Origin of the sequence: Streptomyces sp. BBFR25 (assembly GCF_044590125.1) — a bacterium.
In the GTDB taxonomy this organism is placed as follows: Bacteria; Actinomycetota; Actinomycetes; order Streptomycetales; family Streptomycetaceae; genus Streptomyces; species Streptomyces canus_D.
In genome coordinates, this window is the sequence record NZ_CP172447.1 from 3,847,844 (window position 1) to 3,874,650 (window position 26,807).

Annotated in this window: 30 protein-coding genes and 1 riboswitch; of the genes, 14 read left to right on the plus strand and 16 right to left on the minus strand. The window is 72.8% G+C overall.

Annotated elements, in window-relative coordinates; all coding sequences use genetic code 11:
• Positions 1-10 precede the first annotated feature (10 nt).
• On the minus strand, positions 11-661 hold the full coding sequence (locus ACGH52_RS17350; protein WP_059301110.1) for a TetR/AcrR family transcriptional regulator: 651 nt from the start codon (positions 659-661) through the stop codon (positions 11-13).
• A gap of 100 nt (positions 662-761) precedes the next feature.
• Here ACGH52_RS17350 and ACGH52_RS17355 point away from each other — a divergent pair, with 100 nt between their 5' ends.
• Together ACGH52_RS17355 and ACGH52_RS17360 are read left to right on the plus strand one after the other, a co-directional pair.
• Positions 762-1,424, plus strand: a complete 663-nt coding sequence (locus tag ACGH52_RS17355; protein ID WP_399940437.1) for a hypothetical protein — start codon at positions 762-764, stop codon at positions 1,422-1,424.
• Positions 1,425-1,434: 10 nt separating this feature from the next.
• Positions 1,435-2,523, plus strand: coding sequence for a GNAT family N-acetyltransferase (locus ACGH52_RS17360; protein ID WP_121701255.1), 1,089 nt, complete (start codon positions 1,435-1,437; stop codon positions 2,521-2,523).
• Here the strand turns inward: ACGH52_RS17360 and ACGH52_RS17365 are convergent.
• Both ACGH52_RS17365 and ACGH52_RS17370 read right to left on the minus strand, forming a co-directional pair.
• A complete protein-coding gene (locus ACGH52_RS17365; protein ID WP_059301107.1) occupies positions 2,505-2,801 on the minus strand; it encodes a DUF4031 domain-containing protein in 297 nt (98 codons plus the stop codon). The genes ACGH52_RS17360 and ACGH52_RS17365 overlap by 19 nt on opposite strands.
• 10 nt (positions 2,802-2,811) lie before the next feature.
• Complete coding sequence (locus ACGH52_RS17370) at positions 2,812-3,192, minus strand: hypothetical protein (protein ID WP_059301106.1); 381 nt, start codon at positions 3,190-3,192, stop codon at positions 2,812-2,814.
• Between the two features lie 67 nt (positions 3,193-3,259).
• On the opposite strand from ACGH52_RS17370, the gene ACGH52_RS17375 reads away from it, so the two are divergent.
• From ACGH52_RS17375 to ACGH52_RS17390, 4 genes are all read left to right on the plus strand, one after another.
• Complete coding sequence (locus ACGH52_RS17375) at positions 3,260-4,219, plus strand: MurR/RpiR family transcriptional regulator (RefSeq protein ID WP_063124408.1); 960 nt, start codon at positions 3,260-3,262, stop codon at positions 4,217-4,219.
• A gap of 123 nt (positions 4,220-4,342) precedes the next feature.
• A complete protein-coding gene (gene murQ / locus ACGH52_RS17380) occupies positions 4,343-5,278 on the plus strand; it encodes an N-acetylmuramic acid 6-phosphate etherase (RefSeq protein WP_399940442.1) in 936 nt (311 codons plus the stop codon).
• A gap of 69 nt (positions 5,279-5,347) precedes the next feature.
• Positions 5,348-5,917, plus strand: coding sequence for a hypothetical protein (locus ACGH52_RS17385; RefSeq protein WP_399940445.1), 570 nt, complete (start codon positions 5,348-5,350; stop codon positions 5,915-5,917).
• A gap of 1 nt (position 5,918) precedes the next feature.
• A complete protein-coding gene (locus ACGH52_RS17390) occupies positions 5,919-6,512 on the plus strand; it encodes a TetR/AcrR family transcriptional regulator (protein ID WP_399940448.1) in 594 nt (197 codons plus the stop codon).
• A gap of 21 nt (positions 6,513-6,533) precedes the next feature.
• Here the strand turns inward: ACGH52_RS17390 and ACGH52_RS17395 are convergent, their stop codons facing one another.
• Positions 6,534-7,283: an SDR family NAD(P)-dependent oxidoreductase gene (locus ACGH52_RS17395; RefSeq protein WP_121701252.1), complete on the minus strand. Its 750-nt coding sequence runs from the start codon at positions 7,281-7,283 to the stop codon at positions 6,534-6,536.
• Positions 7,284-7,379: 96 nt separating this feature from the next.
• Between ACGH52_RS17395 and ACGH52_RS17400 the strand changes: the two genes are divergently transcribed.
• A complete protein-coding gene (locus ACGH52_RS17400) occupies positions 7,380-7,988 on the plus strand; it encodes a TetR/AcrR family transcriptional regulator (protein WP_210974024.1) in 609 nt (202 codons plus the stop codon).
• A gap of 7 nt (positions 7,989-7,995) precedes the next feature.
• Here the strand turns inward: ACGH52_RS17400 and ACGH52_RS17405 are convergent, their stop codons facing one another.
• Positions 7,996-8,385, minus strand: a complete 390-nt coding sequence (locus tag ACGH52_RS17405; RefSeq protein ID WP_121701250.1) for a hypothetical protein — start codon at positions 8,383-8,385, stop codon at positions 7,996-7,998.
• A gap of 118 nt (positions 8,386-8,503) precedes the next feature.
• On the opposite strand from ACGH52_RS17405, the gene ACGH52_RS17410 reads away from it, so the two are divergent.
• On the plus strand, positions 8,504-9,346 hold the full coding sequence (locus tag ACGH52_RS17410) for a helix-turn-helix transcriptional regulator (protein ID WP_121701249.1): 843 nt from the start codon (positions 8,504-8,506) through the stop codon (positions 9,344-9,346).
• Positions 9,327-9,539, plus strand: a complete 213-nt coding sequence (locus tag ACGH52_RS17415; RefSeq protein WP_121701248.1) for a DUF397 domain-containing protein — start codon at positions 9,327-9,329, stop codon at positions 9,537-9,539. The genes ACGH52_RS17410 and ACGH52_RS17415 overlap by 20 nt, the downstream gene beginning before the upstream one ends.
• Here the strand turns inward: ACGH52_RS17415 and ACGH52_RS17420 are convergent.
• From ACGH52_RS17420 to thrC, 7 genes are all read right to left on the minus strand, one after another.
• Entirely contained in the window at positions 9,502-9,849 is a 348-nt protein-coding gene (locus tag ACGH52_RS17420; protein ID WP_210974027.1) for a hypothetical protein, read from the minus strand. The genes ACGH52_RS17415 and ACGH52_RS17420 overlap by 38 nt on opposite strands.
• Complete coding sequence (locus ACGH52_RS17425; RefSeq protein WP_399940454.1) at positions 9,846-11,387, minus strand: carboxylesterase/lipase family protein; 1,542 nt, start codon at positions 11,385-11,387, stop codon at positions 9,846-9,848. The genes ACGH52_RS17420 and ACGH52_RS17425 overlap by 4 nt, the downstream gene beginning before the upstream one ends.
• A 59-nt stretch (positions 11,388-11,446) precedes the next feature.
• On the minus strand, positions 11,447-12,577 hold the full coding sequence (locus ACGH52_RS17430) for an NADH:flavin oxidoreductase (protein WP_059301095.1): 1,131 nt from the start codon (positions 12,575-12,577) through the stop codon (positions 11,447-11,449).
• A gap of 229 nt (positions 12,578-12,806) precedes the next feature.
• Positions 12,807-14,432: a chaperonin GroEL gene (gene groL / locus ACGH52_RS17435; protein WP_030186285.1), complete on the minus strand. Its 1,626-nt coding sequence runs from the start codon at positions 14,430-14,432 to the stop codon at positions 12,807-12,809.
• Between the two features lie 384 nt (positions 14,433-14,816).
• Positions 14,817-15,020, minus strand: a complete 204-nt coding sequence (locus ACGH52_RS17440; RefSeq protein ID WP_004929928.1) for a cold-shock protein — start codon at positions 15,018-15,020, stop codon at positions 14,817-14,819.
• 419 nt (positions 15,021-15,439) lie between these two features.
• A complete protein-coding gene (locus ACGH52_RS17445) occupies positions 15,440-15,715 on the minus strand; it encodes a MoaD/ThiS family protein (protein ID WP_003974680.1) in 276 nt (91 codons plus the stop codon).
• A 96-nt stretch (positions 15,716-15,811) separates the two neighbouring features.
• Positions 15,812-17,104, minus strand: coding sequence for a threonine synthase (gene thrC / locus ACGH52_RS17450; protein ID WP_171987309.1), 1,293 nt, complete (start codon positions 17,102-17,104; stop codon positions 15,812-15,814).
• A 17-nt stretch (positions 17,105-17,121) separates the two neighbouring features.
• Positions 17,122-17,269: riboswitch (SAM riboswitch) on the minus strand.
• A gap of 141 nt (positions 17,270-17,410) precedes the next feature.
• On the opposite strand from thrC, the gene ACGH52_RS17455 reads away from it, so the two are divergent.
• Both ACGH52_RS17455 and ACGH52_RS17460 read left to right on the plus strand, forming a co-directional pair.
• The gene (locus tag ACGH52_RS17455) at positions 17,411-18,355 is read left to right on the plus strand and encodes a glucosyl-3-phosphoglycerate synthase (RefSeq protein ID WP_121701071.1); all 945 of its coding nucleotides are present in this window, start codon (positions 17,411-17,413) and stop codon (positions 18,353-18,355) included.
• An 85-nt stretch (positions 18,356-18,440) separates the two neighbouring features.
• Positions 18,441-19,829: a trehalose-6-phosphate synthase gene (locus ACGH52_RS17460; RefSeq protein ID WP_059301092.1), complete on the plus strand. Its 1,389-nt coding sequence runs from the start codon at positions 18,441-18,443 to the stop codon at positions 19,827-19,829.
• Positions 19,830-19,844: 15 nt separating this feature from the next.
• Here the strand turns inward: ACGH52_RS17460 and ACGH52_RS17465 are convergent, their stop codons facing one another.
• From ACGH52_RS17465 to ACGH52_RS17480, 4 genes are all read right to left on the minus strand, one after another.
• On the minus strand, positions 19,845-20,324 hold the full coding sequence (locus tag ACGH52_RS17465) for a hypothetical protein (protein WP_399940461.1): 480 nt from the start codon (positions 20,322-20,324) through the stop codon (positions 19,845-19,847).
• Positions 20,325-20,462: 138 nt separating this feature from the next.
• A complete protein-coding gene (gene otsB, locus ACGH52_RS17470) occupies positions 20,463-21,332 on the minus strand; it encodes a trehalose-phosphatase (protein ID WP_076975525.1) in 870 nt (289 codons plus the stop codon).
• A gap of 587 nt (positions 21,333-21,919) precedes the next feature.
• Positions 21,920-22,159 carry a DUF3263 domain-containing protein gene (locus tag ACGH52_RS17475; protein ID WP_059301089.1) on the minus strand — a complete coding sequence of 80 codons (240 nt, stop codon included), beginning with the start codon at positions 22,157-22,159 and terminating at the stop codon, positions 21,920-21,922.
• 38 nt (positions 22,160-22,197) lie between these two features.
• Positions 22,198-23,415 carry an extracellular solute-binding protein gene (locus ACGH52_RS17480; protein WP_193777544.1) on the minus strand — a complete coding sequence of 406 codons (1,218 nt, stop codon included), beginning with the start codon at positions 23,413-23,415 and terminating at the stop codon, positions 22,198-22,200.
• A 156-nt stretch (positions 23,416-23,571) separates the two neighbouring features.
• On the opposite strand from ACGH52_RS17480, the gene ACGH52_RS17485 reads away from it, so the two are divergent.
• From ACGH52_RS17485 to ACGH52_RS17495, 3 genes are all read left to right on the plus strand, one after another.
• Entirely contained in the window at positions 23,572-24,573 is a 1,002-nt protein-coding gene (locus ACGH52_RS17485) for an ROK family protein (RefSeq protein ID WP_076975523.1), read from the plus strand.
• Positions 24,573-25,718 (plus strand): N-acetylglucosamine-6-phosphate deacetylase, encoded by a 1,146-nt coding sequence (nagA, locus tag ACGH52_RS17490; protein WP_399940466.1) that lies wholly within the window; start codon positions 24,573-24,575, stop codon positions 25,716-25,718. The genes ACGH52_RS17485 and nagA overlap by 1 nt, the downstream gene beginning before the upstream one ends.
• Before the next feature lie 131 nt (positions 25,719-25,849).
• On the plus strand, positions 25,850-26,782 hold the full coding sequence (locus tag ACGH52_RS17495; RefSeq protein WP_399946782.1) for a 1-phosphofructokinase family hexose kinase: 933 nt from the start codon (positions 25,850-25,852) through the stop codon (positions 26,780-26,782).
• The last annotated feature ends 25 nt before the right edge of the window (positions 26,783-26,807 follow it).

Below are 26,807 nucleotides of genomic sequence, written 5' to 3' on the forward strand. Positions count from 1 at the left end.
GGACTCCACGTTAGGGGCCCAGCAGGTCCTTCAGTTCGGCCTCGAAGAGAAGAGCGGCGTCGAAGCCCATGCCGGTGAACTGCCCGGCGAGTTCCAGGGACAGGACGCCGTGCAGCCGGGACCAGAAGGACAGGGCACGGTGCAGGACCGGGGCGGGCGCGGGATGGTCGCCCGCCCACTGCCGGTGGGTGTCGAGGTGGGCGTCGAACGCCCCGGCGGCGCCGTCCGACGACGGCCGAGCGGCACAGGCGTCGACGATGACCGCCATGGTCTCGGCGGCGATCTCGGTGATGTCCTCGGGCGCGTGGTAGCCGGGCACGGGGGTGCCGAAGATGAGGAAGTAGCGCTGCGGGTCGTCCAGGGCCCAGGCGCGCAGGGCGTGCGCGATCCCGGCCAGGTCGGCGCCGGTCTCGGCGGCGGCGCGGAGGGTGTCGGCCTGGCTGCGGTAGGCGTCCCGGATGAGTTCGGTGATCAGCTCGTCGCGGCCGTCGAAGTACCGGTAGAGCGCGGGCCCGCTCATGCCCATCCGCTTGGCGATCGCGTTGAGAGAGAGCGCGGAGGCCCCCGCCGTGGCGATCTGCTCCCACGCGTGTGCCTTGATCTCCGCGCGCACCTGGGTGCGGTACCGCTCGCGCGGGGTGCTGGTGCGCGCCTCCGGCATGGTCGCCCGCCGCCTCTCCGGTTCCGCCCGGCCCGCCCGGCCGGGAACGCAGACACTTCGGTTAGAAGTTATCACGAAGGTTATCTGGGAGAATGCGTCCATGGCTGACCTCGACGCCCTGCGCTCCCGCTTCGCCCGCGCCCTGGCGGGCGCCACCGCCCCCGGCTCCGCCCCCGACCCCGCGCCGTACGCCGACGATCTGCTCGCCCGCTGGCAGGAGCCCCAGCGGCGCTACCACACGCTGGCGCATCTCACCGCCGTCCTGGACCACGTCGACGTCCTGGCGGAGTACGCCGACGACGTGGACGTCGTGCGGCTCGCCGCGTGGTTCCACGACGCCGTCTACCGGCCCGACCGGTCCGAGAACGAGGAGCGCTCCGCCCGCCTCGCCGAGCGCGCGCTCCCCGAGGCCGGGGTGTCCGCGGCGAAGACCGCCGAGGTGGCCCGGCTGGTGCGGCTCACCGTCACCCACGCGCCGGCCGACGACGACCGCGACGGGCAGGTGCTGTGCGACGCGGACCTGGCGGTGCTCGCCTCGCCGCCGTCGGCGTACGCGGCGTACACGGCGGCCGTCCGCGAGGAGTACCACTTCGTGCCGAACGCGGCCTTCCGCGAGGGCCGGGCGGCGATCCTGCGCCAACTCCTCGACCTGCCCAGCCTGTTCCACACCCCGCACGGACGGCGGGAGTGGGAGGCGACCGCTCGCCACAACCTCACCGGCGAGCTGGAAATGCTGTCGCTCCCGGACACCCCGGACCTCTAGCCTGCCCGGCATGCGAACACTGGGCGGGGAACAGGTGGAAGAGGCCGTGGCGGACGCCGTCGCGCTGCTGCGGACGGCGACCGACCGGGACTGGGAGACGGCGCCGTCCGGAGGACGGGAGTGGAACTGCCGGTACACCGCCGAGCACATCGCGGGCGTCCTCATCGCCTACGCGGGCCAACTGGCCGGACGCGCCACCGAGACGTGGGTGCCCTTCGAGATCACCCTGGACGAGGGCACCGGCAACGAGGACGTGCTCCACGTCGTCGAGACGGCCGGCGCGCTGCTCGCCGCGACCCTCCGCACCACCCCGCGCGAGGTCCGCGCCTACCACCCGTACCCCTTCCGCAGCGCGGACCGCGAGGGCTTCGCCGCGATGGGGATCACCGAGGTGTTCCTGCACACGCACGACATCGCCGAGGACCTCGGGCTGAGCTACGAACCGCCCGCCGAGCGGTGCGCGGACCTCCTCGCCCGGATCTTCCCGCACGTCCGGCCCGACACCGACCCCTGGCGCACCCTGCTGTGGGCCACCGGCCGCGGCGACCTGCCCGGGCGGGCCCCGGTCACCGAGTGGCGCTGGCGCAACAACCTGGTGATCCCGGCCGAGCGGCTCACCCTCCAGGGCCTCACGCCCGCTGCCGCCACCGACCTCGCCGCGGGCGGCGACGGCGGCTTCGCTTGGGTCGACGGCGGACCCTTCCAGGGCACCCGGGACGCCGCCGGAATGCTGGTGAAGGCCTACGAGACGGGGGTCCACCGCCCGGTGTGGGGGGTCTTCGTCCTGGTCCGGCGCGAGGACGGGCGCGCGGTCGGCGGCATCGGCTTCCACGGGGTGCCGGACGAGAAGGGCCGGGTGGAGATCGGCTACGACCTCGCCGAGGCGGCCCGGGGCAACGGCTACGCGACCGAGGGGCTGCGCGCGCTGTCCGCGTGGGCGCTGGCGCGGGAGACGGTGACGTCCGTGCGCGCGACGACCGAGCCGGAGAACACCGCGTCGCAGGCCGTCATCGGCCGCGCCGGGTTCGTCCGGATCGCCGGGGACGGCGCGGAGGGCGGCGAGGGCGCCGGGCAGTTCGTCTACGAGCTGCGCGGCTGATCACCGGGGCCGGTCCCGGCAGAACCCTTGCGGCGGCGCAGTCCCGCCCCGTGCAGCAGCCGCACCACCTCGCGGCTGCTGACTTCCAGCGCCCCGGCGGACACCGCGTCGGCGTACCGGTGGGCGGGCAGGTCGTAGTGGTCGCGCTCGAAGGCGCGGCGCGGCACGCCCAGGGTCGCGGCGAAGGCGTGCAGCTCGGCGTAGGAGACGTCGCTGACCAGGTGGGACCAGAGGCGGCCGTGGCCCGGCCAGGTCGGCGGGTCGATGTACAGGGTCACCGGAGGGCCCTCACGAGGCGCCGCCGCCGATGGCCGCGCCCAGCGAGCCGACGGCCGCGACCTTCACGCCCGCCTTGCCGCACACCCAGTGCGGGTCGGGACCCAGTTCCGGCTCGACGTCCAGCGCGTGCGGGTCGCCGGAGCCGCACACCGGGCACAGCGGCCAGCGCCCGTACCGCTCCAGCAGGGCGTCCTGCACGTCCTGGGCGACCAGCCCGGCCACGAACTCCGCGCCCTCGGGCCACTGCTCGACCCACCAGCGCCGCTGCACGACGGACTCCTCGACCAGCGAGACGACGTCCGGTTCGGCGACCTCGCCCGCCACCAGGTCGGCGAGCACGAGGGCGCGCGCGGCGTGCAGCGCCTGCTCCAGGGGGCTGATGGGGTTCATGCACCCATTGTGCGCACTCTTGACCCGCGGACCGAAACGAAAATATCTTTCATGAGTGACCGATGAAGTGAAGGAAACTTTCGCGACCGCTGCCGGGGGCCGCCGGGCCACCGGCGGCGGGAGCGCACCACCCGCACCGCCCGCGCCCGCCGCCCTCGCGGCCAAGGTCCGCACCCTGGCGCCGTCGATGACCCGCTCCATGCAGCGGGTCGCCGAGGCCGTCGCGGGCGACCCGGCCGGCTGCGCGGCCCTCACGGTCACCGGCCTGGCCGAGCTGACAGGCACCAGCGAGGCGACCGTCGTCCGCACCGCCCGGCTGCTCGGCTACCCCGGCTACCGCGACCTGCGCCTCGCGCTCGCCGGGCTGGCCGCCCAGCAGCAGTCCGGCCGCGCGCCCGCCATCACCACCGACATCGCGGTCGACGACCCGATCGCCGACGTGGTCGCCAAGCTGGCCTACGACGAGCAGCAGACCCTCGCGGACACCGCCGCCGGACTGGACACCGTCCAGCTCGGCGCGGCGGTAGCCGCCCTGGCCGCCGCCCGGCGCACAGACGTGTACGGCATCGGCGCCTCCAACCTGGTCGCCCAGGATCTCACCCAGAAGATGCTGCGGATAGGGCTCATAGCCCACGCCCCGGGCGATCCGCACCTCGCCGTCACCAACGCGGTGCAGCTGCGCGCGGGGGACGTGGCCCTGGCGATCACGCACTCCGGCTCGACCGGGGACGTCATCGAACCGCTCCGGGTCGCCTTCGAACGGGGCGCGACGACCATCGCCATCACCGGCCGCCCCGACAGCTCCGTCACCCAGTACGCCGACCACGTGCTGACCACGTCCACCTCCCGGGAGAGCGAGCTGCGGCCGGCGGCGATGTCGTCGCGGACCAGCCAGCTGCTGGTGGTGGACTGCCTGTTCGTGGGGGTGGCGCAGCGGATCTACGAATCGGCTGCGCCGGCTTTGGCGGCGTCCTATGAGGCGTTGGCGCACCGGCACGGGGCGCTCCGCGCGGATCGCGGAAGGTAATCGCCGTGGGCGGCTGCGGGTTCGTTGTGGCTGGTCGCGCCCACGCGGCGGAGCCGCACATCGAAACAGACCCGCGCCCCTGCGTCAGTACAGGCATCGCAAGTTGAAAAGGGCCGCATTCTTATGACCTCCACCCCCCATCACCCCGACCTGCGTTCCCAGTTGGAGACGTTGACGACCGAGGCGTTTCGGCCGGAGCTGGCCGAGATCGATCAGTTGCCGACGCTCGACATCGCGCGGCTGATGAACGGCGAGGACGCCACCGTGCCCGCCGCCGTCGCCGAGCGGCTGCCGGAGATCGCCGCCGCCATCGACGCCGTGGCCGCCCGGATGGCGCGCGGCGGGCGGCTGGTCTACGCGGGCGCCGGTACGGCGGGACGGCTGGGCGTGCTGGACGCCTCGGAGTGCCCGCCCACCTTCAACACCACCCCCGGGCAGGTCGTCGGCCTGATCGCGGGCGGCCCGGACGCCATGGTCACCTCCGTCGAGGGCGCCGAGGACTCCCCCGAGCTGGCCCGCGCCGACCTGGACGCCCTCGCGCTGACCGCCGACGACACGGTGGTCGGCGTCTCCGCCTCCGGCCGCACCCCGTACGCCGTCGGTGCCGTCGAGTACGCCCGCTCGCTGGGCGCCCTGACCGTCGGGCTCGCCTGCAACCGGGGCAGCGCCCTGGCCGCCGCCGCGGAGCACGGCATCGAGGTGGTCACCGGGCCCGAGCTGCTCACCGGCTCGACGCGGCTGAAGGCGGGCACGGCGCAGAAGCTGGTCCTGAACATGCTGTCGACGATCACGATGATCCGGCTCGGCAAGACGTACGGGAACCTGATGGTGGACGTCCGCGCCTCCAACGAGAAGCTGCGGGCCCGCTCGCGCCGCATCGTCGCGCTCGCCACGGGTGCCGCCGACGACGACATCGAGCGTGCCCTGACGGCGACCGACGGCGAGGTCAAGCACGCGATCCTGGTCCTGCTGGCCGACGTGGACGGTCCGACGGCCGCCCGGCTGCTGGCGGAGTCCGGCGGTCACCTGCGGGCGGCGCTGGCGGCGGCGCTCGGCTGACCGGCCGCACCGCCTCCGGGTCCGGCCGGGGGCCCGGGACGGTCCGCGCCGTGTGCGATTCTGAAGGACATGAACCACGCCCAGCTGACCGCCCTGGGCCGCGCCCTGCGCCTCCTCGGTGAGCACGGCGAGGCCCTGACCACCGACACCCCGGAGGCCAAGCTGCACGAGGTCCGCGCGGACCTGAAGCGTGCGCTGGACCAGCTGGAGGAGAGCGTCACCACGGCGGCCCCCAGCACCCGCTGCCCGGAGCACCCGAACGGGCCGGTCGACCAGGCCGCCCCCGACCTGTGCCTGCTGTGCGAGACCCGCCGCCGCACGGCCCGCCGCGCCGAGTACAGCGGCGGACCGCTCCCGGCCCGGCCCGCCGAGCCGGTCCAGTCCCGCTACGGCGTACGGGGCGACCGGCCACAGCCCCAGCAGCGCTGGCTGCCCGAGCAGTGGACCGGACAGACGTGGCAGCTGTGCGGCACCCCGCGCCGCGACCGCCGCGAGGCCGAGCTGTACATCGCGGCCCAACTGCGCGGACCGCACGCGGCGATGGCGTACCGGCTCGTCCACGAGTTCACGGACTACGAGGTGCTGCGGGTGTGGGGCACGCCGGTACGGGTGGACATCGAGCCGATGGGTGGCTTCTGACGTGGTGAGACGGAACGACCAGCGCCGCGCCGTCCTCGTCGACGCCGCGATCGAGGTGCTGGCCGCGCAGGGCGCCCGGGGGCTGACCTTCCGGGCGGTGGACACGGAGGCCGCCGTCCCGCCCGGCACCGCGTCCAACTACTTCGCCAACCGCGACGACCTCCTCACCCAGGCGGGCGCCCGTGTCTACGAGCGGCTGCACCCCGGCGAAGCCGCCCTCGCGCGCCAGCACACGGCCCCGCGCGACCGTGACACCTACGTGCGGCTGATGCGCGAACTGGTCGACCGGGTCGCCGGGTTCCGCACCGGCTACCTCGCCCTGCTCGAACTGCGCCTGGAGGCCACCCGGCGCCCCGAGCTGCGCGCGGTGCTGACCGAACGCGTCCGCGAGGACGTCGCCGCCAACGTCGCCCACCACGAGGCATCGGGCCTCCCCGGCGACGCCATGGCCGTCAAGCTGCTCATCCTCGCCCTGAACTGGCTGATCGTCGAACAGCTCACGCTGCCGGAGGTGTTCACCGAGGAGGAGCGGGACCGGCTGGTGACGGCGGCGGTCGAACGCATCGTGGCGCCGGACGGGCCGGACCGGGGCTGATCGGCTGATTCCCCCGCCGGGTCAGATCTGGTTCTCGCCACCGTCGACGTACCAGTTGGCGCCCAGGACGAAGCTGCTCTGGTCCGAGGCGAGGAAGGCCACCACCGCGGCGACCTCCTCGGGACGCCCCATCCGCCCGATCGCGGTGTCCCCGGCGAGCTTCGTGTGCACGGCGGGCGCGTTCGACTCGCCGAAGAGGTTGGTGATCCCGGGGGTGTCGACCGGGCCCGGGGAGATGGCGTTGACCCGGACGCCGCGGCCCTTGAGTTCGTTGGCCCAGCCCCGCGCGAAGGTCCGGACGGCGGCCTTGGAAGCGGCGTACAGGCTGAACGCCTCCGCGCCGTTGTCGGCGGCGGTGGAGGCGTTGAGGATCACCGAGGCGCCGTCGTTGAGCAGCGGCAACGCCTTCTGCACGGTGAAGAGGGTGCCCCGCACGTTGACGCCGAAGATCTCCTCGTACCGCTCCGCGGTGATCTCCTCCAGCGGCACGAGGGACGCGGTCGCCGCGTTGGCGAAGACCACGTCGAGTCCCCGGCCGCGGGCGCGGACCGCTTCGTAGAGCCGGTCCACGTCGGCCGCGTCCGAGACGTCACCGGCCACCGCCGTGACCCGCTCCGCGCCGATGATCTCGACGGCCGCGTCCAGCGCCGCCTTGCGCCGCCCGGTGATGAACACGTGCGCGCCCTCGTCCGCCAGCCGCACCGCGCTGGCCAGACCGATCCCCGTGCCGCCGCCGGTGACGACGGCGGTCCTGCCTTCGAGCTGTCCCATGGTGAATGACCTCCGATGACATTCAGTACCGATCGGTACTGAAAGCGACCGTAGCACATCCGTACCGATCGATACGTAAGGCGTAGACTGAGGACCATGGAGACGCGACAGAAGGGACCGATCGGCCGGCCGAGGGGCTTCGACGCCGACGAGGCGCTGGAGAAGGCCATGCGGGTCTTCTGGGAGCAGGGCTATGAGGGCGCCAGCCTCACCGACCTCACCAGCGCCATGGGCATCACCCGCACCAGCATGTACGCGGCCTTCGGCAACAAGGAGGACCTGTTCCGCAAGGCGCTCGAGCGCTACGAGGAGGGCCCCGCCTCCTACGTCGCCCGCGCCCTGCGCAAGCCCACCGCCCGCGAGGTGGCCACGGCGTTCCTGCACGGCGCCGTGGAGGTCAGCACCCGCCCCGACTGCCCGGCCGGCTGCCTGGGCGTCCAGGGCTCCCTCGCCGCCGGGGAGACGGGACGCCCCGCCCGGGACCTGCTCGCCGACTGGCGCGAAGGGGGCGTCGGCCAACTCCGCGACCGGTTCCGGCAGGCCGTCGACGACGGGGACCTGCCGCCGGGCACCGACCCGCTGCACGTCGCCCGTTACCTGATGACCTTCGCCAACGGCATCTCCGTACAGGCCACCGGGGGCGCCACCCGGGAAGATCTCCAACGGGTGGCCGACACGGCCCTGCGTACCTGGCCACCCGCCTGACCCGCCCCTAGGGCCGTACGCTCTCGTGGTTCGTCCTGCGCAGCCGCGCCCTCAGCACCTCGTCCGGCTGCGCCACGGTCACCGACGCCCGCGGGCAGTCCCATTCCCGGCCCCCCGCGACCGGCCGCAGCTGCACGCTGCCGCCCACGTGGCCCATCACCTCCCCCACCCGGCCGTCCCTCGCGTCCACGGCATGCGTGCCGACGGCCGGCCGCTCGCCCCGCACCACCGACGCCAGCCGCTCCGCGACCCGTACGTTGCACCGTCCCAGGTCGACCAGGGCGAACGGCTCGTCACTCGCGCCGGTCACCGGATCGACGCACAGGGACGGCAGTACGACACCGGCGCCCACGAGGGCCTGCCGCAGGGACTCGACGACTTCTTCGGTCGACCGCACCCTTCCTCACCTCCACGCTGAGTTCGTGATTCGCGACACAGCGTGTCCGTTCCGCCCCTAACCTGGCCATACAGGGCGCTCCAACAACCCCTGCTGTGCGACCGGGAGTTCCGTCACCATGCCAGGACCGAAAGACCTCGACCCGTCCTCGTCCCCCCGCGCCCTCCTGGGCGCCGAGCTGCGCCACGCCCGCGAGAAGTCCGGCCTGAGCCAGGAGGAGCTGGGCGCGCGGCTGTTCGTCAGCGGTTCGTTCATCGGACAGCTGGAGTCCGGCACGCGCCGGATGCAGCCGGAGTACGCCCGCCTGCTGGACGACGTCCTGGGCACGGAGGATTTCTTCCGGCGGAACTGCGGGGTTTCCGCCAAGTCCAGCTACCCGACCCACTTCGCCGAGGCAGTGGAAGCCGAGTCCCGTGCTGTCTCGATCAAGCAGTACACACCCACGCTGATCCCCGGACTGCTGCAAACGTCGGGCTACGCACAGGCGCTGTTCCGCGCTTACGAGCCGACGGCGCCGAGAGAGAAGGTCGACGATTCAGTAGCAGATCGCATCGCACGCGGTCGCCTCCTCGACCATCCAACAACCCCCATGTTGTGGACGGTGCTCGACGAAGCCGCCTTCCGGCGCAAGGTGAGCAGCCCTCAGGTGATGGCAGAGGCCCTGCGCCACATCGCCGCCCTCGTCCGCCGCCACCGGATCATCATGCAGGTCCTGCCATTCAGCGCCGGCGAGGCCGGATCCCTGGTGAGCGGCATCAAACTCATGTACTTCTCCGATTCCGCTCCCTTCGCCTACGTCGAGGGCGTCGGCATGGGACACCTGACAGACGATCCCCCGACCGTGACTCGGCATGAGTTGACGTTCGACCTAGTCAGGGCTGACGCACTCTCCCCCCGGGAGTCCTTGGTACTGATCGAGTCAGTGGCGCAGGATTACGAGCATGGAGAACCACACCCGTAAATGGCACAGCTCCAGCTACAGCGGAGGCGACGGCGCCGACTGCGTCGAAATAGCGACGGGTCACCCGACCGCTGTCCCCGTCCGCGACTCCAAGAACCCCCGCGGCCCGGAACTCTCCTTCCGGGCCGACGCCTGGACCGCGTTCGTCGAGAGCCTCAGCCGCGGCGGCGTATCAGGCCGAGGTGGACGGTGACGACGGCCAGCCCGGCCACGCCGTACGCCAGCCACAGGCCGCCGGTCCAGTAGTCCCGCCCCGCCTCCGCGTCCTGCGCCTTCTGCTGCTGCGCGTACGTCCGCGTGCCCGCCGAGCGGCCGTCGGTGAAGTCGTACAGGTCGCACGTCTCCCCCGGTTTCATGGGCCCGGACCGCTCCGCGTCGCCGTACTCCGTGATGATGCCGTCGCACCGCGGGGTGCCGTCGGCGGTCGCCGCCTCGGCGAGGAAGTACCCGCCGACGACGACCGGGACGGCGAACAGGCCCAGCAGGAGCCCCCGGAAGCTCACGCCGCCGGGCCCACCAGCGGCAGCGGCGCGAACTCGTACCCCTCCCACAGGCGACGGGAGGTCTCCTCCGGGTACGGCGCGACGGTCGGCTCCGCGTCGAAGACCCGTACGAGGCGCTGCCCCGTGTCGTACGCGGGCCAGCCCGGGTCGCCGGTGCGGGCGAAGGCCGTCCAGGCGGCGCGGAAGCCGGACGACAGGGCCAGCGCCTCCTCGGAGGGCTCCGCGTCGCCGAACTGGAGCAGCGCCAGGTCCGCCTTGAAGGTGCCGAAGAGGAGCGGGATGTCCAGGGCGTGACAGGCGCCCAGGGCGCCGCCGAAGGCCGGGGCGGGCCAGGTCAGTTCGTAGACGTGGGCGCGGCCACCGCCCGCGAGCTGGGCCTCGGCCAGGTGGAGGGACGGCATGGCGAAGAGCCAGTCGGTCTGGACGTGTTCGTAGAGGTCGTTGGCCGACGCGTCCGGAAAGGCCGCGCGGTAGGCGGCCTCGCCGCCCGGGGCGTACAGGCGCAGGGCGGCGCTCGCACGGTCCTCGCCGATCTCCCCGAGCTTGCCCGCCATGGCAGTGAACAGGCGGTTCTCGTCGCGGTTGTGACCGACCACCAGCTCGACGTCGCGGGCCGCGCCGGACGCGAGCGCCTGCCACGGCGTGATCGGCAGGAACTCGCCGTCCACGACGGGCGCGTACGGGGTGATCGTGGGCGCCGCCTGGCCCCAGCGGGCGACCTGGCCGGGCATCTTCGGGGCGAGCGTCTGGCCCGCCTTGACGAGCTGGTCCGGAGTGAGGTCCGCGAGGTCCTCGACGGTCGGGCGCAGGCCCAGCTCGGCGGCGAGGGCGGTGCCGATGTCGGCGGCGAGTTCCAGGGAGAAGAACGTGCCCGGCACGCTCTGGGCGACGGCCCGCCGGAAGAGTCCGGCCGCGCGGGGCATCGCGAGCAGGGAGGCCACGGAACCGGCGCCGGCCGACTCGCCGAAGATCGTGACCTGGTCGGGGTCGCCGCCGAACGCGGCGATGTTCTCCTGCACCCAGGCCAGCGCGGCCACCTGGTCGAGCAGGCCCCGGTTGGCGGGGGCGCCCTCGATGTGGGCGAAGCCCTCCATGCCGACGCGGTAGTTGAGGCTGACGACGACGAGGTCGCCGTCGGCGGCTATGCGGCGGGCGTCGTAGCCGGGGCTGCCGGAGTGGCCCAGTTTGTAGGCGCCGCCGTAGATCCAGACCATGACCGGGCGTTGGGCGGCCGGGTCGGGCGCGGGGGTCCAGACGTTGACCGTCAGCCAGTCCTCGCCCCCGGGGACGTCCGGGGGGCCGACGGTGCCCGCGGGGCCGAGGTCCTGCGGGGGCGGCGGGCCGAACGCGTACGCGTCGCGTATGCCGTCCCAGGGGCGGGGGCGGCGCGGGGCGGCGAAGCGGGCGTCCCCCACCGGGGGCTGGGCGAAGGGGATGCCGCGGAAGACGGTCAGGCCGTCCTCGGTCCGGCCGCGCACCGCGCCGGAGGAGGTGCGCACCACGGGTTCCACTGACTCGGCAGGTCCAGGGATCGTCATCCCACGGACCTTACGCCGTGGTGCGCACCGCCCCCGGATGAGGGTCTGTCAGCTCCCGGTCAGCTCAGGGTCTTGATCGCCGCCGCGTCGTACGGGGCGAGTTCGTCGAAGCGGCCGGTGAGGACCTTCTCCGCCCACCGCGGGTCCTGGAGCAGCGCGCGGCCGACGGCGACGAGGTCGAACTCGTCGCGTTCCAGGCGGTCGAGGAGGTTGTCGAGGCTGCCGATCGGGGCGCCCTCGCCCTGGAAGGCCTTGGTGAAGTCGCCGTCGAGGCCGACCGAGCCGACGGTGATGGCGGTCCTGCCGGTGAGCTTCTTGGTCCAGCCGGCGAGGTTGAGGTCCGAGTCCTCGAACTCCGGGAGCCAGTAGCGGCGGGTGGAGGCGTGGAAGGCGTCCACTCCGGCCGAGGCGAGCGGGGCGAGGATCGCCTCCAGCTCCTGGGGCGTCTCGGCGAGGCGGGCGCCGTAGACGTCCTGCTTCCACTGGGAGTAGCGGAAGATCACGGGGAAGTCCGCGGAGACCGTCTCCCGTACGGCGGCCACGATCTCGGTGGCGAACCTCGTCCGGGCGACCGGGTCGCCGCCGTAGGCGTCCGTGCGGCGGTTGGTGCCGGACCACAGGAACTGGTCGACGAGGTAGCCGTGGGCGCCGTGGATCTCCACGCCGTCGAAGCCGATGCGCTCGGCGGCCGCGGCGGACTCGGCGAAGGCGCCGATGACGTCGTCCAGGTCGCGCTGGGTCATCGCGGTGCCGGTGGGCTCGTCCTCGCCGATGCGCAGGCCGGACGGGCCGACCGCGGGGGCCTCGGGGAAGGGCGCGTCCCCGGCCTTGCGCACCATGCCGATGTGCCACAGCTGCGGCACGATCGTGCCGCCCGCCGCGTGCACCGCCTCGGCGACCTTCGCCCACCCGGCGAGCTGCTCCTCGCCGTGGAAGCGCGGGACGCGGTCGCTCTGCCCGGCCGAGTCGTGGCCGACGTAGGTGCCCTCGGTGACGATCAGTCCGACTCCGGCGGCGGCGCGGCGGGAGTAGTACGAGACCACGTCCTCGCCGGGGACGCCGCCCGGGGAGAACATCCGGGTCATCGGCGCCATCGCGATGCGGTTGGGCACGGTCAGGCCGTTGATCGTGGCCGGGCGGGCGAGCAGTTGGGCGGCGCGGGTGGCGGCCTCGGCGGGAGTGACGGTCACGTGGGGGCTCCTGAGGTGGGTACCGTTCGGTATGTGCGCGCGCATTCATCGCACTCAACGGTGAACCGCCCGGCCCGGCCGGGTCATTCCGTCCGGGACCGCCGACCTGCCGTGACCCGGGCCACACCGGGCCGGAACCGGGCGCGGAAACGCCCGAGGGCGGCACCCCCCTCTCGGGGAGTGCCGCCCTCGGTCCGTACGGGACGGCCGATCAACCGGAACCGGTCGATCAGAAGTCCATGTCACCGCCCGGCATGCCACCCGGGGCGCCCGCCGCGGCGGCCTTCTCGGGCTTGTCGGCGATGACGGCCTCGGTGGTGAGGAACAGCGCGGCGATGGAGGCGGCGTTCTGCAGGGCAGAGCGGGTCACCTTCGCCGGGTCGATGATGCCCTCGGCGATCATGTCGACGTACTCACCGGTCGCGGCGTTCAGGCCGTGGCCGACGGTCAGGTTGCGGACCTTCTCCACGACGACGCCGCCCTCGAGACCACCGTTGACGGCGATCTGCTTCAGCGGGGCCTCCAGGGCGAGCTTCACGGCGTTGGCGCCGGTCGCCTCGTCACCCGTCAGCTCCAGCTTCTCGAAGACCTGGGAGGCCTGGAGCAGGGCCACGCCACCACCGGCGACGATGCCCTCCTCGACGGCCGCCTTCGCGTTGCGAACGGCGTCCTCGATGCGGTGCTTGCGCTCCTTGAGCTCGACCTCGGTGGCGGCACCGGCCTTGATGACGGCCACGCCGCCGGCCAGCTTCGCCAGGCGCTCCTGGAGCTTCTCGCGGTCGTAGTCCGAGTCGCTGTTCTCGATCTCGGCGCGGATCTGGTTGACCCGGCCCTGGACCTGGTCGGCCGAGCCGGCGCCGTCCACGATCGTGGTCTCGTCCTTGGTGATGACGACCTTGCGCGCGCTGCCCAGCAGGTCCAGCGTGGCGTTCTCCAGCTTGAGGCCGACCTCCTCGGAGATGACCTCGCCGCCCGTGAGGATGGCGATGTCGCCGAGCATGGCCTTGCGGCGGTCGCCGAAGCCCGGGGCCTTGACGGCGACGGACTTGAAGGTGCCGCGGATCTTGTTGACGACCAGGGTCGACAGGGCCTCGCCCTCGACGTCCTCGGCGATGATCAGCAGCGGCTTGCCCGACTGCATGACCTTCTCCAGGAGCGGCAGCAGGTCCTTGACGTTGCCGATCTTGGAGTTGGCGATCAGGATGTACGGGTCGTCGAGCGACGCCTCCATACGCTCCATGTCGGTGGCGAAGTACGCCGAGATGTAGCCCTTGTCGAAGCGCATACCCTCGGTGAGCTCCAGCTCCAGACCGAAGGTCTGGGACTCCTCGACGGTGATGACGCCTTCCTTGCCGACCTTGTCCATGGCCTCGGCGATCAGCTCGCCGATCTGGGTGTCGGCTGCGGAGATGGAGGCCGTGGAGGCGATCTGCTCCTTGGTCTCGACGTCCTTGGCCTGCTCGAGCAGGGCGGCGGAGACGGCCTCGACGGCCTTCTCGATACCGCGCTTGAGGGCCATCGGGTTGGCGCCGGCCGCGACGTTGCGCAGGCCTTCCTTGACCAGGGCCTGGGCGAGGACGGTCGCCGTGGTCGTACCGTCACCGGCGACGTCGTCCGTCTTCTTGGCGACTTCCTTGACCAGCTCGGCGCCGATCTTCTCGTACGGGTCCTCGAGCTCGATCTCCTTGGCGATGGAGACACCATCGTTGGTGATCGTGGGGGCGCCCCACTTCTTCTCGAGGACGACGTTGCGGCCCTTGGGGCCGAGCGTCACCTTGACGGCGTCCGCGAGCTGGTTCATGCCGCGCTCGAGGCCGCGCCGTGCCTCCTCGTCGAACGCGATGATCTTGGCCATGTGAAGTGGTCCCTCCAGGACTGGGGGTGATTCCTTCGGACCGCGCCCGCGCCCGCGACGGACGGCTCGCCGACCGCGTGGTTCCTTCCCCACCCGGTCCGCGGGCCTCACCGACCCGGTCCTTCGTTGTCACTCTCACCTTCAGAGTGCTAACGCCAATGATTAGCACTCGGCATGCCCGAGTGCAAGGTGCGCCCGCAAAGCGGGCTCGTTGAGGGGTGGTGGTCGGGCGACGGGCGGGCGCAAGCGCCTCTCGGGGATCGGGGCCCGCCGTCAGCCACCCGCGAACAGGGGGACGACGGGTGTCCGGGCAGGCCGAAGGGCCCGTACCCAGCGGGTACGGGCCCTTCGGATGAAGACCGGGTGCTGCGTCGGCCGCGCGTCTCAGGCGCTGAGGCGAACCATGTCGGCCTGCGGGCCCTTCTGACCCTGCGAGATCTCGAACTCGACCCGCTGGCCTTCTTCGAGGGTGCGGTAGCCGTCCATCTGAATCGCGCTGTAGTGGACGAAAACATCCGCACCACCGTCGACCGCGATGAAGCCGTACCCCTTCTCCGCGTTGAACCACTTGACGGTGCCCTGAGCCATGCCTAACTCCCCTATTACTGGCCCTTGCACAGATCCGCACTTCGCGGACCCGGGTCAGACCTCGCCCCCTCACGACTGGGGGCGTGCGCCGGAACGCGTCGACCGCGGCTGAATGTATCTGTCCAACTGCCGTCTGCAACAGGTCAATCGGACGAGAAATCTGGACGTACCCGGTCCGGAATGTGGCGAGAATTCGCCTGAATTCGGGTCAAGTCGGGTCACACAAAGGGAACAAAAGCCGCAGAATACGCACGCACTTTGGCTGCTTCTTGTCGGGCGGGCGGCAGGAATTAACGGTTCCCGTTGTGCTGATCGGGAGCGCGTTCCCCAACTCTACCGCGCTCAATCACATGGAATTGCCCCCTCCGTTTCTCTTACGGAGAGGGCAATACGCACTACAAGGTGTATCTGCTACCGCTTCAGCCGCCGGCGACCGCCGGGATGATCGAGACGCCCGCGCCGTCCGGCGTCGCGGTCTGAAGGCCCTGCTCGAAGCGGACGTCGTCGTCGTTGACGTAGACGTTGACGAAGCGGCGCAGCTTGCCCTGGTCGTCCAGGACGCGGGCGGCGATGCCGGTGTGGTTCTTCTCCAGGTCGGAGATGACCTCCCCGAGGTTGGCACCGTCGGCGCTCACCTCGGCCTTGCCGCCGGTGTAGGTACGCAGGATGGTCGGGATACGAACAGTGACGCTCACGTGGAACCTCCGGTCATGGTGTCTTGCCTAGGGGCGCGGGGAACTGCGCGACCGGCCACGGACGGCCCGCAGCCGAAGAACGAGGGAGCCGGGTCCCTAGACAAGTCCGGCCTCGCGGAAAGAATCGAGGTTGGGGCGGATCGTGGCGGTGAGGCCGGTGCCGGCCACCGCGTCGAGGGTCTTCAGGCCGTCGCCGGTGTTCAGGACGACCGTGGTGAGCGACGGGTCCAGCACACCGTCCTCGATCAGCTTCTTGGTGACGCCGACCGTCACGCCGCCCGCCGTCTCCGCGAAGATGCCCTCCGTGCGGGCGAGCAGCTTGATCGCGTCCACGACCTGCTCGTCGGTCACGTCCTCCACGGCACCGCCGGTGCGGCGGGCGATGTCGAGGACGTAGGGGCCGTCGGCCGGGTTGCCGATGGCCAGCGACTTGGCGATTGTGTTCGGCTTCTGCGGGCGGACCACGTCGTGCCCGGCCTTGTACGCGGTGGAGACCGGCGAGCAGCCCTCGGCCTGCGCGCCGAAGATCTTGTAGGGCCTGTCCTCGACCAGGCCCAGCTCGATCAGCTCCTTCAGCCCCTTGTCGATCTTCGTCAGCTGGGAGCCGGACGCGATCGGCACGACGAGCTGGTCGGGCAGGCGCCAGCCGAGCTGCTCGCAGATCTCGTACGCGAGGGTCTTGGAGCCCTCGGCGTAGTACGGCCGCAGGTTGACGTTGACGAAGCCCCAGCCCTCGCCGGCCGGGTCGCCGATCAGCTCGGAGCAGAAGCGGTTCACGTCGTCGTAGTTGCCCTCGATGCCGACCAGCTCACCGCCGTAGACGGCGGCCATGACGACCTTGCCCTGCTCCAGGTCGTGCGGGATGAACACGCAGGAGCGGAAACCGGCGCGGGCGGCGGCGGCGCCGACGGCACCGGCGAGGTTGCCGGTGGAGGAGCAGGACAGGGTGGTGAAGCCGAAGGCGCGGGCGGCCTCGATGGCCTGGGCGACGACGCGGTCCTTGAAGGAGTGCGTGGGGTTGCCGGAGTCGTCCTTGACGTACAGCCCGCCGGTGACGCCCAGCTCGCGGGCGAGGTTGTCGGCCTTGACGAGCTTGGTCCAGCCGGGGTTGATGTTCGGCTTGGTCGCGACGTCGGCCGGGACGGGCAGCAGGGGGGCGTAGCGCCAGATGTTCGCGGGGCCCGCTTCGATCCGCTTGCGCAGCTCCTCGGCGTCGTAGGCGGAGAAGTCGTAGGCGATCTCGAGGGGGCCGAAACACTCTTCGCAGGCGAAGACCGGTCCGAGCGGGACCCGGTGGCCGCACTCCCGGCAGCTCAGCGCGGCGGCGGGGCCGAGGTCGACGGTGCCGTCGGTGGGGTTCGTGGAGGTTTCGGCAGTCTGCACAGCCATGGAGGCGAGGCCCTTTCTCCTCATCTTCCTCACGACGCATCTCGCCGTGAGACGGATTTGGCACCTTCCCTAGCCGGGAGCCTCGCCACATCTGCGTGACAAGAGCCGGCTGGAGGGTTGCCGGGGCTTCATCGGGCCGTATCCCTCTGCCCCTCTGGATGAGCGGTATGAAGTTGTTCTTCGCTGGTACGCGCGGCGACCCCGGCATGCGGTGGTCCCACGCGTTGTTCAAGACTGTAACCGAAGGCCAGGACGGTTGAGATAGTCGTCCGCACCGCGAGATGGATCACAAAGGAGCCCCGGGACGTGCTGGAAGAAGTCGAGCGCTGGCTGGACGCACGCTCCTGGTCGGCCGCGGACCGGCCGGTCCAGCACCTTCTGTCCGCCAAGCACGCCACCGGGCAGTCGGTCAGCGTGGTGCTCCCCGCCCTGGACGAGGAGGCGACGGTCGGCGACATCGTCGCGGTGATCCGGCGGGAGCTGGTGGAGCGGGTGCCGCTCGTCGACGAGGTCGTGGTCGTGGACTCCGGGTCGAGCGACCGCACGGCGGAGGTGGCCGCGGCGGCCGGCGCGCGCGTCGTGCACCGCGACGCGATCCTCCCCCGCATCCCGGCCGTGCCGGGCAAGGGCGAGGTGCTGTGGCGTTCGCTGCTGGTCACCGGCGGGGACATCGTCTGCTTCGTCGACGCCGACCTGCGCGAGTTCTCCGCCGACTTCGTCTCCGGGATCGTGGGCCCACTGCTCACCGACCCGGACGTGCACCTGGTCAAGGCCATGTACGACCGCCCGCTCGGCTCTGCTCCCGGCCAGGGCGGCCGGGTCACGGAGCTGATGGCCCGCCCGCTGCTCAACATGCACTGGCCGCTGCTGGCCGGTTTCGTCCAGCCGCTGGGCGGCGAGTACGCGGCCCGCCGCTCCCTGCTGGAACGGCTCCCCTTCCCGGTCGGCTACGGCGTCGAGCTGGGCATGCTGGTCGACGCCCTCCACCTGGTGGGCCTGGACGCGCTCGCGCAGGTCGACGTGGGGGTCCGCGTCCACCGCCACCAGGACGGGCGGGCGCTGGGCCGGATGGCCGCCGCGATCTACCGCACCGCCCAGCTCCGGCTGGCCCGCGGCCACCTGGTCCGACCGGCCCTCACCCAGTTCGAACGCGGCGTCGACGGCTTCGAGCCGCACACCTACGCCGTGGACACCGAGGAACGGCCCCCGATGACGGAGATCGCGGAGTACGCGGCCCGGCGGGTGGCGTGAGGGCAGCGGGCCGGGTGACCGAATCACGGTCCGCGTGACACGGGGCGACGTTTGAGGCGTGAGGGGCCGGGCTAGGTTGAGGCGTATGGCTTCAAGGTTCGGTGCTGCTCAGGTGCTGGTCGCCTCCAACCGGGGGCCCGTCTCGTACGAGGTGCGGGAGGACGGGTCGCTGCACGCCAAACGGGGTGGTGGCGGGCTGGTCTCGGGGCTGTCGGCCATCGGGCCCGACGCCGGTGCGCTGTGGGTGTGCTCGGCGCTGGGCGACGGCGACCGCGAGGCGGTGCGGCGCGGGGTCGGCGAGGACGGCGTACGGATGCTGGACGTACCGGCCGACGTGCACGCGGACGCGTACAACGGGATCGCCAACTCGGTGCTGTGGTTCGTGCACCACATGCTGTACCAGACGCCCCTGGAGCCGGTCTTCGACGCGGAGTTCCGGCGGCAGTGGGCCTCCTACGAGGCGTACAACCGGGCCTTCGCCGAGGCGCTGGCCGAGGAGGCGGCCGAGGGTGCGGTCGCGATCGTGCAGGACTACCACCTGACGCTGGTGCCGGGGATGCTGCGCGAGCTGCGGCCCGACCTCAGGATCGGCCATTTCTCGCACACGCCGTGGGCGCCGGTCGACTACTTCCGGCTGCTGCCGGACGACATCGCCGAGCAGGTGCTGCGCGGGATGCTGGGCGCCGACCGGCTGGGCTTCCTCACCCGGCGCTGGGCCGACGCGTTCACCGCGTGCTGCGACGCCGTGCTGGGCGGGCTCGGCGGCACGGAGATCGGCGTGCACGGGCTGGGCGCCGACGGGGACTTCCTGCGCGCGCGGTCGCACGAGGCCGACGTCGAGGAGCGGATGGCGGACCTGCGGGCGGAGATCGGGGAGGGCCGCCGCACGATCGTGCGGGTGGACCGGACCGAGCTGTCCAAGAACATCGTGCGGGGGCTGCTGGCCTACCGGGAGCTGCTGGCGGGCCGGCCCGAGTGGCGCGAGCGGGTCGTGCACGTCGCCTTCGCCTACCCCTCGCGGCAGGACCTCGCCGTGTACCGGGACTACACGGCCGAGGTGCGGCGGGTCGCGGAGGCGATCAACGAGGAGTACGGCACGCCGGGGTGGACGCCGGTCGTGCTGAACCTGAAGGACGACTTCGCGCGGTCGCTGGCGGCGTACCGGCTGGCGGACGTGGCGCTCGTCAACCCCGTCCGGGACGGGATGAACCTCGTCGCGAAGGAGGTGCCGGTCGTCTCCGACAGCGGCTGCGCGCTGGTGCTCTCGCGGGAGGCGGGGGCGTACGAGGAGCTGGGCGAGGACGCGCTGGTGGTGAACCCGTACGACGTGGTCGGGACGGCGGACGCCTTGCACGAGGCGCTCGTCCTGCCGGCCGGGGAGCGGGCCGAGCGGTCGAAGCGGCTCGCGGCCGCCGGCACCGCGCTGCCCCCGGCGCGGTGGTTCCTGGAGCAGCTGGACGCGCTGCGGGGCTGAGGGGCCGGGTGGGGGCTACTTGTCCTGGACCGGCGGGCAGGTGCCGGTCTCCTCGCCGATCGAGTTGATCTCGGCGTTCGACCGGGGGTCACCGGCGTAGTTCACCTGGTCCGTGCACTTCACCCCGTCCTCCTTCGGCGTGCCGGACGGGGTGCCGGCCGACTGGACCGGCGGGCAGGTGCCGGTCTCCTCGCCGATCGAGTTGATCTCCGCGTTCGACCGGGGGTCACCGGCGTAGTTGACCTGGTCCGTGCACTTCTCCCCCGCCGCCCGGTCCGGGTTCGACGCCTTCGGGGTGTCCGAGGACGTGCCGCCGGTGGTGGTTCCCTCGTCGGCGGTGGGGGACTGTGCGGTGCTCGGCGCGGTGGCGGTGGGGGAGCCCGAGGCGAGGGCGTCGTAGGGGCCGCCGCCGTCGCCGCCGCTGCCGCAGGCGGTGAGCGTCAGGCCGAGGGTCACGGCGGCGAGGACGAGCAACGGGGTCTTCCGAGCGGACATGACGGGTTCCTCCACGGTTTTGGTCTCACTGAGCAGGTGTGACGCCCTGCAAGACCGGGCGGGCGGAGGCCGGGGTTCCACCGCCCGGGGCGTCAGGACACGCCTGTGACACGCGGGGGAACCGTCCGTGACGTTGTCTCAGGCCAGCCGGTGCGCGAGGGCCGCCAGCAGCGCCACCACTCCGGCCGGACCGGCCACCTCGACGTCCGCGCGCTTGCGCAGCTCCGTCACCTCGTCGCTGCCGCTGCAGACCAGGAGGCCCGGGGTGCCCTCGGCGCGGAGGGTGTCGACGGCCGCGTAGGCCGGGAGGTCGCCGAGGTCGTCTCCGGCGAAGAGGACGGAGGCGGCGTCGAGGGAGTGCGCGTACGACCGCAGGGCCGCGCCCTTGTCCATGCCCGGCGGGCGCAGCTCCAGGACCATGCGGCCCGGCTCGACGATCAGGCCGTGCCGGGCGGCCAGGTCGGTGAGCGGGGCGCGCAGGGCGTCGAAGGCGGCCTGCGGGTCGGGGGCGCGGCGGGTGTGGACGGCGACCGCGTGCCCCTTGTCCTCCGTCCAGGTGCCCTCCGCCGCCCCGGACCGCTCCAGCAGCCCCGGCAGCTCGGCGCGGACGGCGGCGACGCCGGGGTGCGGTTCGGGCGTGGTGAGGGTGCCGGTGGCGGCGTCCCAGCGCTCGGCGCCGTAGTGGCCGAGGACGACGAGGCGGTCGAGGCCGGGGACGCCCGCGAAGCCGCCGTAGCGCACGGCGACCTCGGCCGGGCGGCCGGTGATCACGGCGATCGAGGCGACCTTCGGGGCCAGCGCCGCGAGCGCCGGTACGGCCTCGGGGTGGGCGCGGGCCCGGTCGGGGTCGGGCACGATCGGGGCGAGCGTGCCGTCGAAGTCGAGCGCGACCACCGCGCGGCCGGGGTGCGCGAGGATCGCGTCGAGTCCTTCGCGCCCGGCCGCCGTCGCGGGCGTCGGCAGGGGGTGCGGGGAGTCGTCTCGGGTGGAGTCCTGGTGGCTGCCCATACCCGCGAACCTATCCCGCCGGGGCCGGTCGCACGCCTCACCCGCGCGCCACAGGGACCGGCGCGCGGGGCGGCTCTCGGGCCGGTACGCAGAACGCTGGGACCGCCCGCGCCGGACGAGCCGTCACACCGGTCCACACGGCGCACCGAGGGGTTCATGTGCCGGTCCGGTCCTCCGGGCCCGGAAGGGGCCCCCGGCCCGGGAACGGCGGAGCCGGCGACGCGAGCACTCCCCGCCGCGGAACTCCCGTACCCGGGGTACGGGTGCCGGGGTGCTCCGGGCCCGGAAGGGGCCGCCCCCGGCCCGGGAAACGGCGGACCCGGCGACGCGAGCACTCCCCGCCGCGGGACTCCCGCACCCGGGGTACGGGTGCCGGGCTGCTCCGGGCCCGGAAGGAGCCGCCCCCGGCCCGGGAAACGGCGGACCCGGCGGCGCGGGCACGCCGCGGGCGGCGGACTCAGCGCTCCCCGCGACGGGATCCCCGTGCCCGGCGCCGGGTACGGGTGCCGGGCTCCGGGCCCGGAAGGGGCAGCCCCGGGCCCGGGAACGGGGGGCCCGGCGGCGCGGGCGCGGTGGGAGGGGCGGGCTCAGCGCTCCCCGCGGCGGGACTCCCGTACCCGGCGCAGGCGGTTGACCGTGACCGGGTCGGTGGCCAGGGCGCGGGGGTCGTCGAGGAGGGCGTTGAGGAGCTGGTAGTAGCGGACGGGGGCCAGGCCCAGCTCCTCGCGGATGGCGCGCTCCTTGGCGCCGGGGCCGGAGAAGCCACGGCGTTCCAGTGCGAGGATGCTCCGCTCCCGCTCGGCCAGCTCTCCCGGGTCCCGGTCCATGTACGGCACCGTAGCGCCCGCCACCGACAACGCGGCCGCTACTCCGCGCTGCCCGCCCGCATCGCCGTCGCCTGGATCTGGCCGAGGACCCCCTTGGGGCTGCCGCCGGAGGAGACCGCCTCGCCGATGTGCTTCTTGACGTCCGCGCTGACCGAGGCCCAGGAGGTCTTGCCGACCGGGTACAGCTCGGAGAGCAGCAGCTCGTCCAGGAACGGCTTGAGGTTCTTGTCCTCGGCGGCGGTGCTCATGGTCTGCGAGGCGGAGGTGGTCACTGGCAGCAGGTCGTACTCGCGGGAGAAGTCGAGGACGTTCTCCTCGCTGTAGACGAAGTCGAGGAAGTCGCCGACCTCCTTCTGGTGGCCGTTCTTCTTGAAGGCCGTCATCCAGTCGGAGACACCGAGGGTGCTCTGGCTCTCGCCGTCGACGCCGGGGGTGGTGACCATGCCGTACTTCACGCCCTTGGCGGAGGCCATCTTCATCAGCGAGGGGTGGCCGTTGAGCATGCCCACGTCGCCGCCCGCGAACGCGGCGAAGGCGTCGGCGCGGTCGAGCTTGCCGGGGGCGACCGGGCCGGTGAGGCCCTTGCCGACCAGTTCGTCCCGCAGCCAGGTGAAGGTGGTGACGTTCTGCGGGGAGTCGACGGAGTAGGTGCCGACGTCGTCGGTGTAGCCGCCCCCGCCGCTGAGCATCCACTGCATCGTCTCGGCCTGCGCCTCCTCGGCACCCAGCGGCAGGGCGTACGGGTACTTCACGCCCTTCTCCTTGAGCGCCTCGGCGGCCTCGGCGAGGTCGTCCCAGGACTTGGGCGGCTGGACCCCGGCCTTGTCGAAGAGGGTCTTGTTGTAGAAGAGCACGCGGGTCGAGGCCGCGAAGGGCAGGCCGTACTGCACGCCGTTGACCTGGCCCGCGCCGGCCAGCTGGGAGACGAAGTCGGCCTGGACCGGGATGGAGAGCACGTCGTCGGCGCGGTAGAGCAGGTCCTTGTCCGCGTAGTCGGAGTAGGCGCCGATCTGCGCCATGTCGGGCGCCTTGCCCGCCTCGACCAGCTCGCGGACCTTGCGGTCGACGTCGTTCCACGAGTAGACGGTGACGTCCACTTTCACGTCGGGGTTCTTGGCCTCGTAGGACTCGACCAGCTCGTCCCAGTACTTCTGGGAGCTGTTGTCCTTGCTGTCGCCGTAGTCGGCGGCGACGAGCTTCAGCGTCACCTCGTCCGAGTCGCCGGTGAGACCGCAGCCGCCGAGGACCGCCGTCATGCCCAGTGCGGACACCACCGCGATCGTTCCTGTCCTACGCCGCTGCACCCTGTTCCCCAACCCTGACTGCTCGTTCGCGCGTTCGCTTACCGGATTAAGGTCTACACCACCGCAGTGGACTAGACCTCTCCCGGGTGTACGGGCCACACTGTCCCCGTGAGACATGTCATCGCCCTCGATGTGGGCGGCACCGGGATGAAGGCCGCCCTGGCGGGGCCTGGGGGCGAACTGCTGCACCAGGCGCGCCGGGCCACCGGCCGCGAGCGGGGGCCGGAGGCGGTCGTCGCGGGCATCCTGGACTTCGCCGCCGAGCTGCGGGCCTACGGCGCCGACCGGTTCGGCGAACCGGCCCGCGCCGCCGGTGTCGCCGTCCCCGGCATCGTCGACGCCGAGCAGGGCGTGGCCGTGTACGCGGCCAACCTCGGCTGGCGCGACGTACCGCTGCGGACGCTGCTGGGCGAACGGCTCGGCGGCATTCCGGTCGCCCTCGGCCACGACGTGCGCACCGGCGGGCTCGCCGAGGGCCGGATCGGTGCCGGGCAGGGCGCCGACCGGTTCCTGTTCGTGCCGCTGGGCACCGGCATCGCGGGCGCCATCGGCATCGACGGCCGGGTCGAGGCGGGCGCCCACGGCTTCGCGGGCGAGATCGGCCACGTCGTCGTGCGCCCCGGCGGCATCCCCTGTCCGTGCGGGCAGCGCGGCTGCCTGGAGCGGTTCGCGTCCGCGTCGGCGGTCAGCCAGGCGTGGGCCCAGGCCTGCGGCGACCCGGCGGCGGACGCCGCCGACTGCGCCAAGGCCGTCGAGTCCGGGGACGCCCGCGCGCTCGCCGTGTGGCGGGACGCCGTGGACGCGCTGGCCGACGGACTGGTCACCGCGCTCACCCTGCTGGACCCACGCGTCCTGATCATCGGTGGCGGCCTCGCCGAGGCGGGGGAAACCTTGTTCACACCGCTGCGGGACGCCGTCCGGCGGCGCGTCACCTTCCAGAAACTTCCGGAGATCGTCCCCGCCGCACTCGGGGACACCGCCGGTTGCCTGGGTGCCGGGCTGATGGCCTGGGACCTGCTCGACACCGCTGCCGCGACCGCTACGGCCGCCACGGCTCCCACAGCTTCCCCGGCCGCCACGGCCGCGACTCCCCCGGAGGTAACCACCTGATGGCCCCAAGCAAGGTTCTCGCCGGTGCCCGGGTGGTACTGCCCACCGGGACCGTGGACGACGGCCGCGTGTTCGTCGACGGCACGCGGATCGCGGACACGGCTCCCCCGCAGGCCGAGGTCGTCGACGTGTCGGGCCACTGGGTGGTCCCCGGCTTCGTCGACATCCACAACCACGGCGGCGGCGGAGCCTCCTTCGCCGGTGGTACGCCCGAGGAGATCCTCAAGGGCGTCGAGACCCACCGCAGGCACGGCACCACCACGACGGTCGCCTCCGCCGTCACCGGTGACCTGGACTTCCTCGCCCGGCACGCCGGGGTGCTCGCCGAACTGGCCCAGCAGGGCGACATCGCCGGCATCCACTTCGAGGGGCCGTTCATCTCCCCGTGCCGCAAGGGCGCCCACGACGAGCAGCTGCTGCGCGACCCGGACCCGGCCGAGTTGCGCAAGCTGGTCGACGCGGCGCACGGCCACGCCAGGATGATGACGCTGGCGACCGAGCTGCCCGGCGGCCTGGACTCCGTACGGCTGCTCGTCGAGCACGGTGTGATCGCGGCCGTCGGGCACACCGACGCGACCTACGAGCAGACCGTGCGGGCCATCGACGCGGGCGCCACCGTCGCCACCCACCTGTTCAACGCGATGCCCCCGGTCGGCCACCGCGCCCCGGGGCCGATCACCGCGCTGCTGGAGGACGAGCGGATCACCGTCGAGCTGATCAACGACGGCACGCACCTGCACCCGGCCGCGCTCCAGCTGGCCTTCCACCACGCGGGCGCCGCCCGGGTCGCCTTCATCACCGACGCGATGGACGCGGCCGGTTTCGGCGACGGCCGCTATCTGCTCGGCCCGATGGAGGTCGAGGTCGCGGACGGCGTGGCCCGGCTGGTGGAGGGCGGCTCGATCGCGGGCTCCACGCTCACCCTGGACCGCGCCTTCAAGCGGGCGGTGACGGTGGACCGGCTGCCCGTCGGGGACGTCGTCGCCGCGATCTCCGCCAACCCGGCGCGGCTGCTCGGCCTGGACGACCGGATCGGCTCCCTGGAGCCCGGCAAGGACGCCGACCTGGTGGTCCTGGACGACGCCTTCGACCTGGTGGGCGTGATGCGCCGGGGCGCATGGGTGGTCGATCCCCAACTGGGCTGATCCGTCCCCGAGTCCCCGGGTCCGGCCGACCCCGGGGACTGGGCCGACCGCCGCCCGTTTGGCATGATCGTGTCGTGGAGCACCGCTCCGCGGGCACAGCCAGCCGCACACGATCGGGGGAGGTCGGCACGGTGATCCTCACCGTCACTCTCAACACCGCGCTCGACATCACCTACCGCGTCCAGGGCCTGAGGCCGCACGCCTCCCACCGGGTGACCGAGGTGACCGAGCGGCCCGGCGGCAAGGGGCTGAACGTGGCCCGGGTGCTGGCGGCCCTCGGGCACCGGGTGACGGTCACCGGCTTCGTGGGCGGGACCACCGGGGGCGTCGTGCGCGAGGGGCTGACCGGCGTGCGCGGGGTGACCGACGCGCTGGTGCCGGTAGCGGGGGCGACCCGGCGCACCGTCGCCGTCGTCGACGAGCGCACCGGCGACACCACCCAGCTCAACGAACCGGGCCCGGCCGTCGCGCCCGCCGAGTGGTCCGCCTTCCAGGAGTCGTACGAGGACCTGCTGACCGGCGCCGCCGCGGTGGCCCTGTGCGGCAGCCTGCCGCCGGGGGTCCCGGTGGGCGCCTATGCCGGGCTGGTGCGTGCCGCGCGCACTGCGGGCGTGCCGGTGCTGCTGGACACCAGCGGGGAGCCGCTGCGGCGGGGGCTCGCCGCCCGCCCCGACCTGATCAAGCCGAACGCCGACGAGCTGGCCGAGCTGACCGGCTCGCACGAGCCGCAGCGGGCCGCGCAGGCCGCCCGGCGCCGCGGTGCCCGCTCGGTGGTCGCCTCGCTGGGCGCCGAGGGGCTGCTCGCGGTGACCCCGGAGGGCCGCTGGCGCGCCGCCCCGCCGGCCCACGTCCGGGGCAACCCGACCGGCGCGGGCGACTCGGCGGTCGCGGGTCTGCTCTCCGGCCTGGTGGAGCACCTGCCCTGGCCGGACCGGCTGGCCCGCGCGGTCGCCCTGTCGGCGGCGACGGTGCTGGCGCCGGTGGCGGGCGAGTTCGACCGGGCGGCGTACGAGGAGCTGCTCGGACGCGGCGTGGCGGTGACCGCGGAGGCGGGCGCGGCCTGACCCCGCCGGGGCCGCCGACCGGGTC

Bases quoted from the DNA above. Each gene is read 5' to 3' on its own strand.
- ACGH52_RS17350 (WP_059301110.1), bottom strand. From the start codon at position 661: ATGCCGGAGGCGCGCACCAGCACCCCGCGCGAGCGGTACCGCACCCAG.
- ACGH52_RS17355 (WP_399940437.1), top strand. From the start codon at position 762: ATGGCTGACCTCGACGCCCTGCGCTCCCGCTTCGCCCGCGCCCTGGCG.
- ACGH52_RS17360 (WP_121701255.1), top strand. From the start codon at position 1,435: ATGCGAACACTGGGCGGGGAACAGGTGGAAGAGGCCGTGGCGGACGCC.
- ACGH52_RS17370 (WP_059301106.1), bottom strand. From the start codon at position 3,192: ATGAACCCCATCAGCCCCCTGGAGCAGGCGCTGCACGCCGCGCGCGCC.
- murQ (WP_399940442.1), top strand. From the start codon at position 4,343: ATGACCTCCACCCCCCATCACCCCGACCTGCGTTCCCAGTTGGAGACG.
- ACGH52_RS17385 (WP_399940445.1), top strand. From the start codon at position 5,348: ATGAACCACGCCCAGCTGACCGCCCTGGGCCGCGCCCTGCGCCTCCTC.
- ACGH52_RS17395 (WP_121701252.1), bottom strand. From the start codon at position 7,283: ATGGGACAGCTCGAAGGCAGGACCGCCGTCGTCACCGGCGGCGGCACG.
- ACGH52_RS17400 (WP_210974024.1), top strand. From the start codon at position 7,380: ATGGAGACGCGACAGAAGGGACCGATCGGCCGGCCGAGGGGCTTCGAC.
- ACGH52_RS17410 (WP_121701249.1), top strand. From the start codon at position 8,504: ATGCCAGGACCGAAAGACCTCGACCCGTCCTCGTCCCCCCGCGCCCTC.
- ACGH52_RS17415 (WP_121701248.1), top strand. From the start codon at position 9,327: ATGGAGAACCACACCCGTAAATGGCACAGCTCCAGCTACAGCGGAGGC.
- ACGH52_RS17425 (WP_399940454.1), bottom strand. From the start codon at position 11,387: ATGACGATCCCTGGACCTGCCGAGTCAGTGGAACCCGTGGTGCGCACC.
- groL (WP_030186285.1), bottom strand. From the start codon at position 14,432: ATGGCCAAGATCATCGCGTTCGACGAGGAGGCACGGCGCGGCCTCGAG.
- ACGH52_RS17440 (WP_004929928.1), bottom strand. From the start codon at position 15,020: ATGGCTCAGGGCACCGTCAAGTGGTTCAACGCGGAGAAGGGGTACGGC.
- thrC (WP_171987309.1), bottom strand. From the start codon at position 17,104: ATGGCTGTGCAGACTGCCGAAACCTCCACGAACCCCACCGACGGCACC.
- ACGH52_RS17460 (WP_059301092.1), top strand. From the start codon at position 18,441: ATGGCTTCAAGGTTCGGTGCTGCTCAGGTGCTGGTCGCCTCCAACCGG.
- ACGH52_RS17465 (WP_399940461.1), bottom strand. From the start codon at position 20,324: ATGTCCGCTCGGAAGACCCCGTTGCTCGTCCTCGCCGCCGTGACCCTC.
- otsB (WP_076975525.1), bottom strand. From the start codon at position 21,332: ATGGGCAGCCACCAGGACTCCACCCGAGACGACTCCCCGCACCCCCTG.
- ACGH52_RS17475 (WP_059301089.1), bottom strand. From the start codon at position 22,159: ATGGACCGGGACCCGGGAGAGCTGGCCGAGCGGGAGCGGAGCATCCTC.
- ACGH52_RS17480 (WP_193777544.1), bottom strand. From the start codon at position 23,415: ATGACGGCGGTCCTCGGCGGCTGCGGTCTCACCGGCGACTCGGACGAG.
- nagA (WP_399940466.1), top strand. From the start codon at position 24,573: ATGGCCCCAAGCAAGGTTCTCGCCGGTGCCCGGGTGGTACTGCCCACC.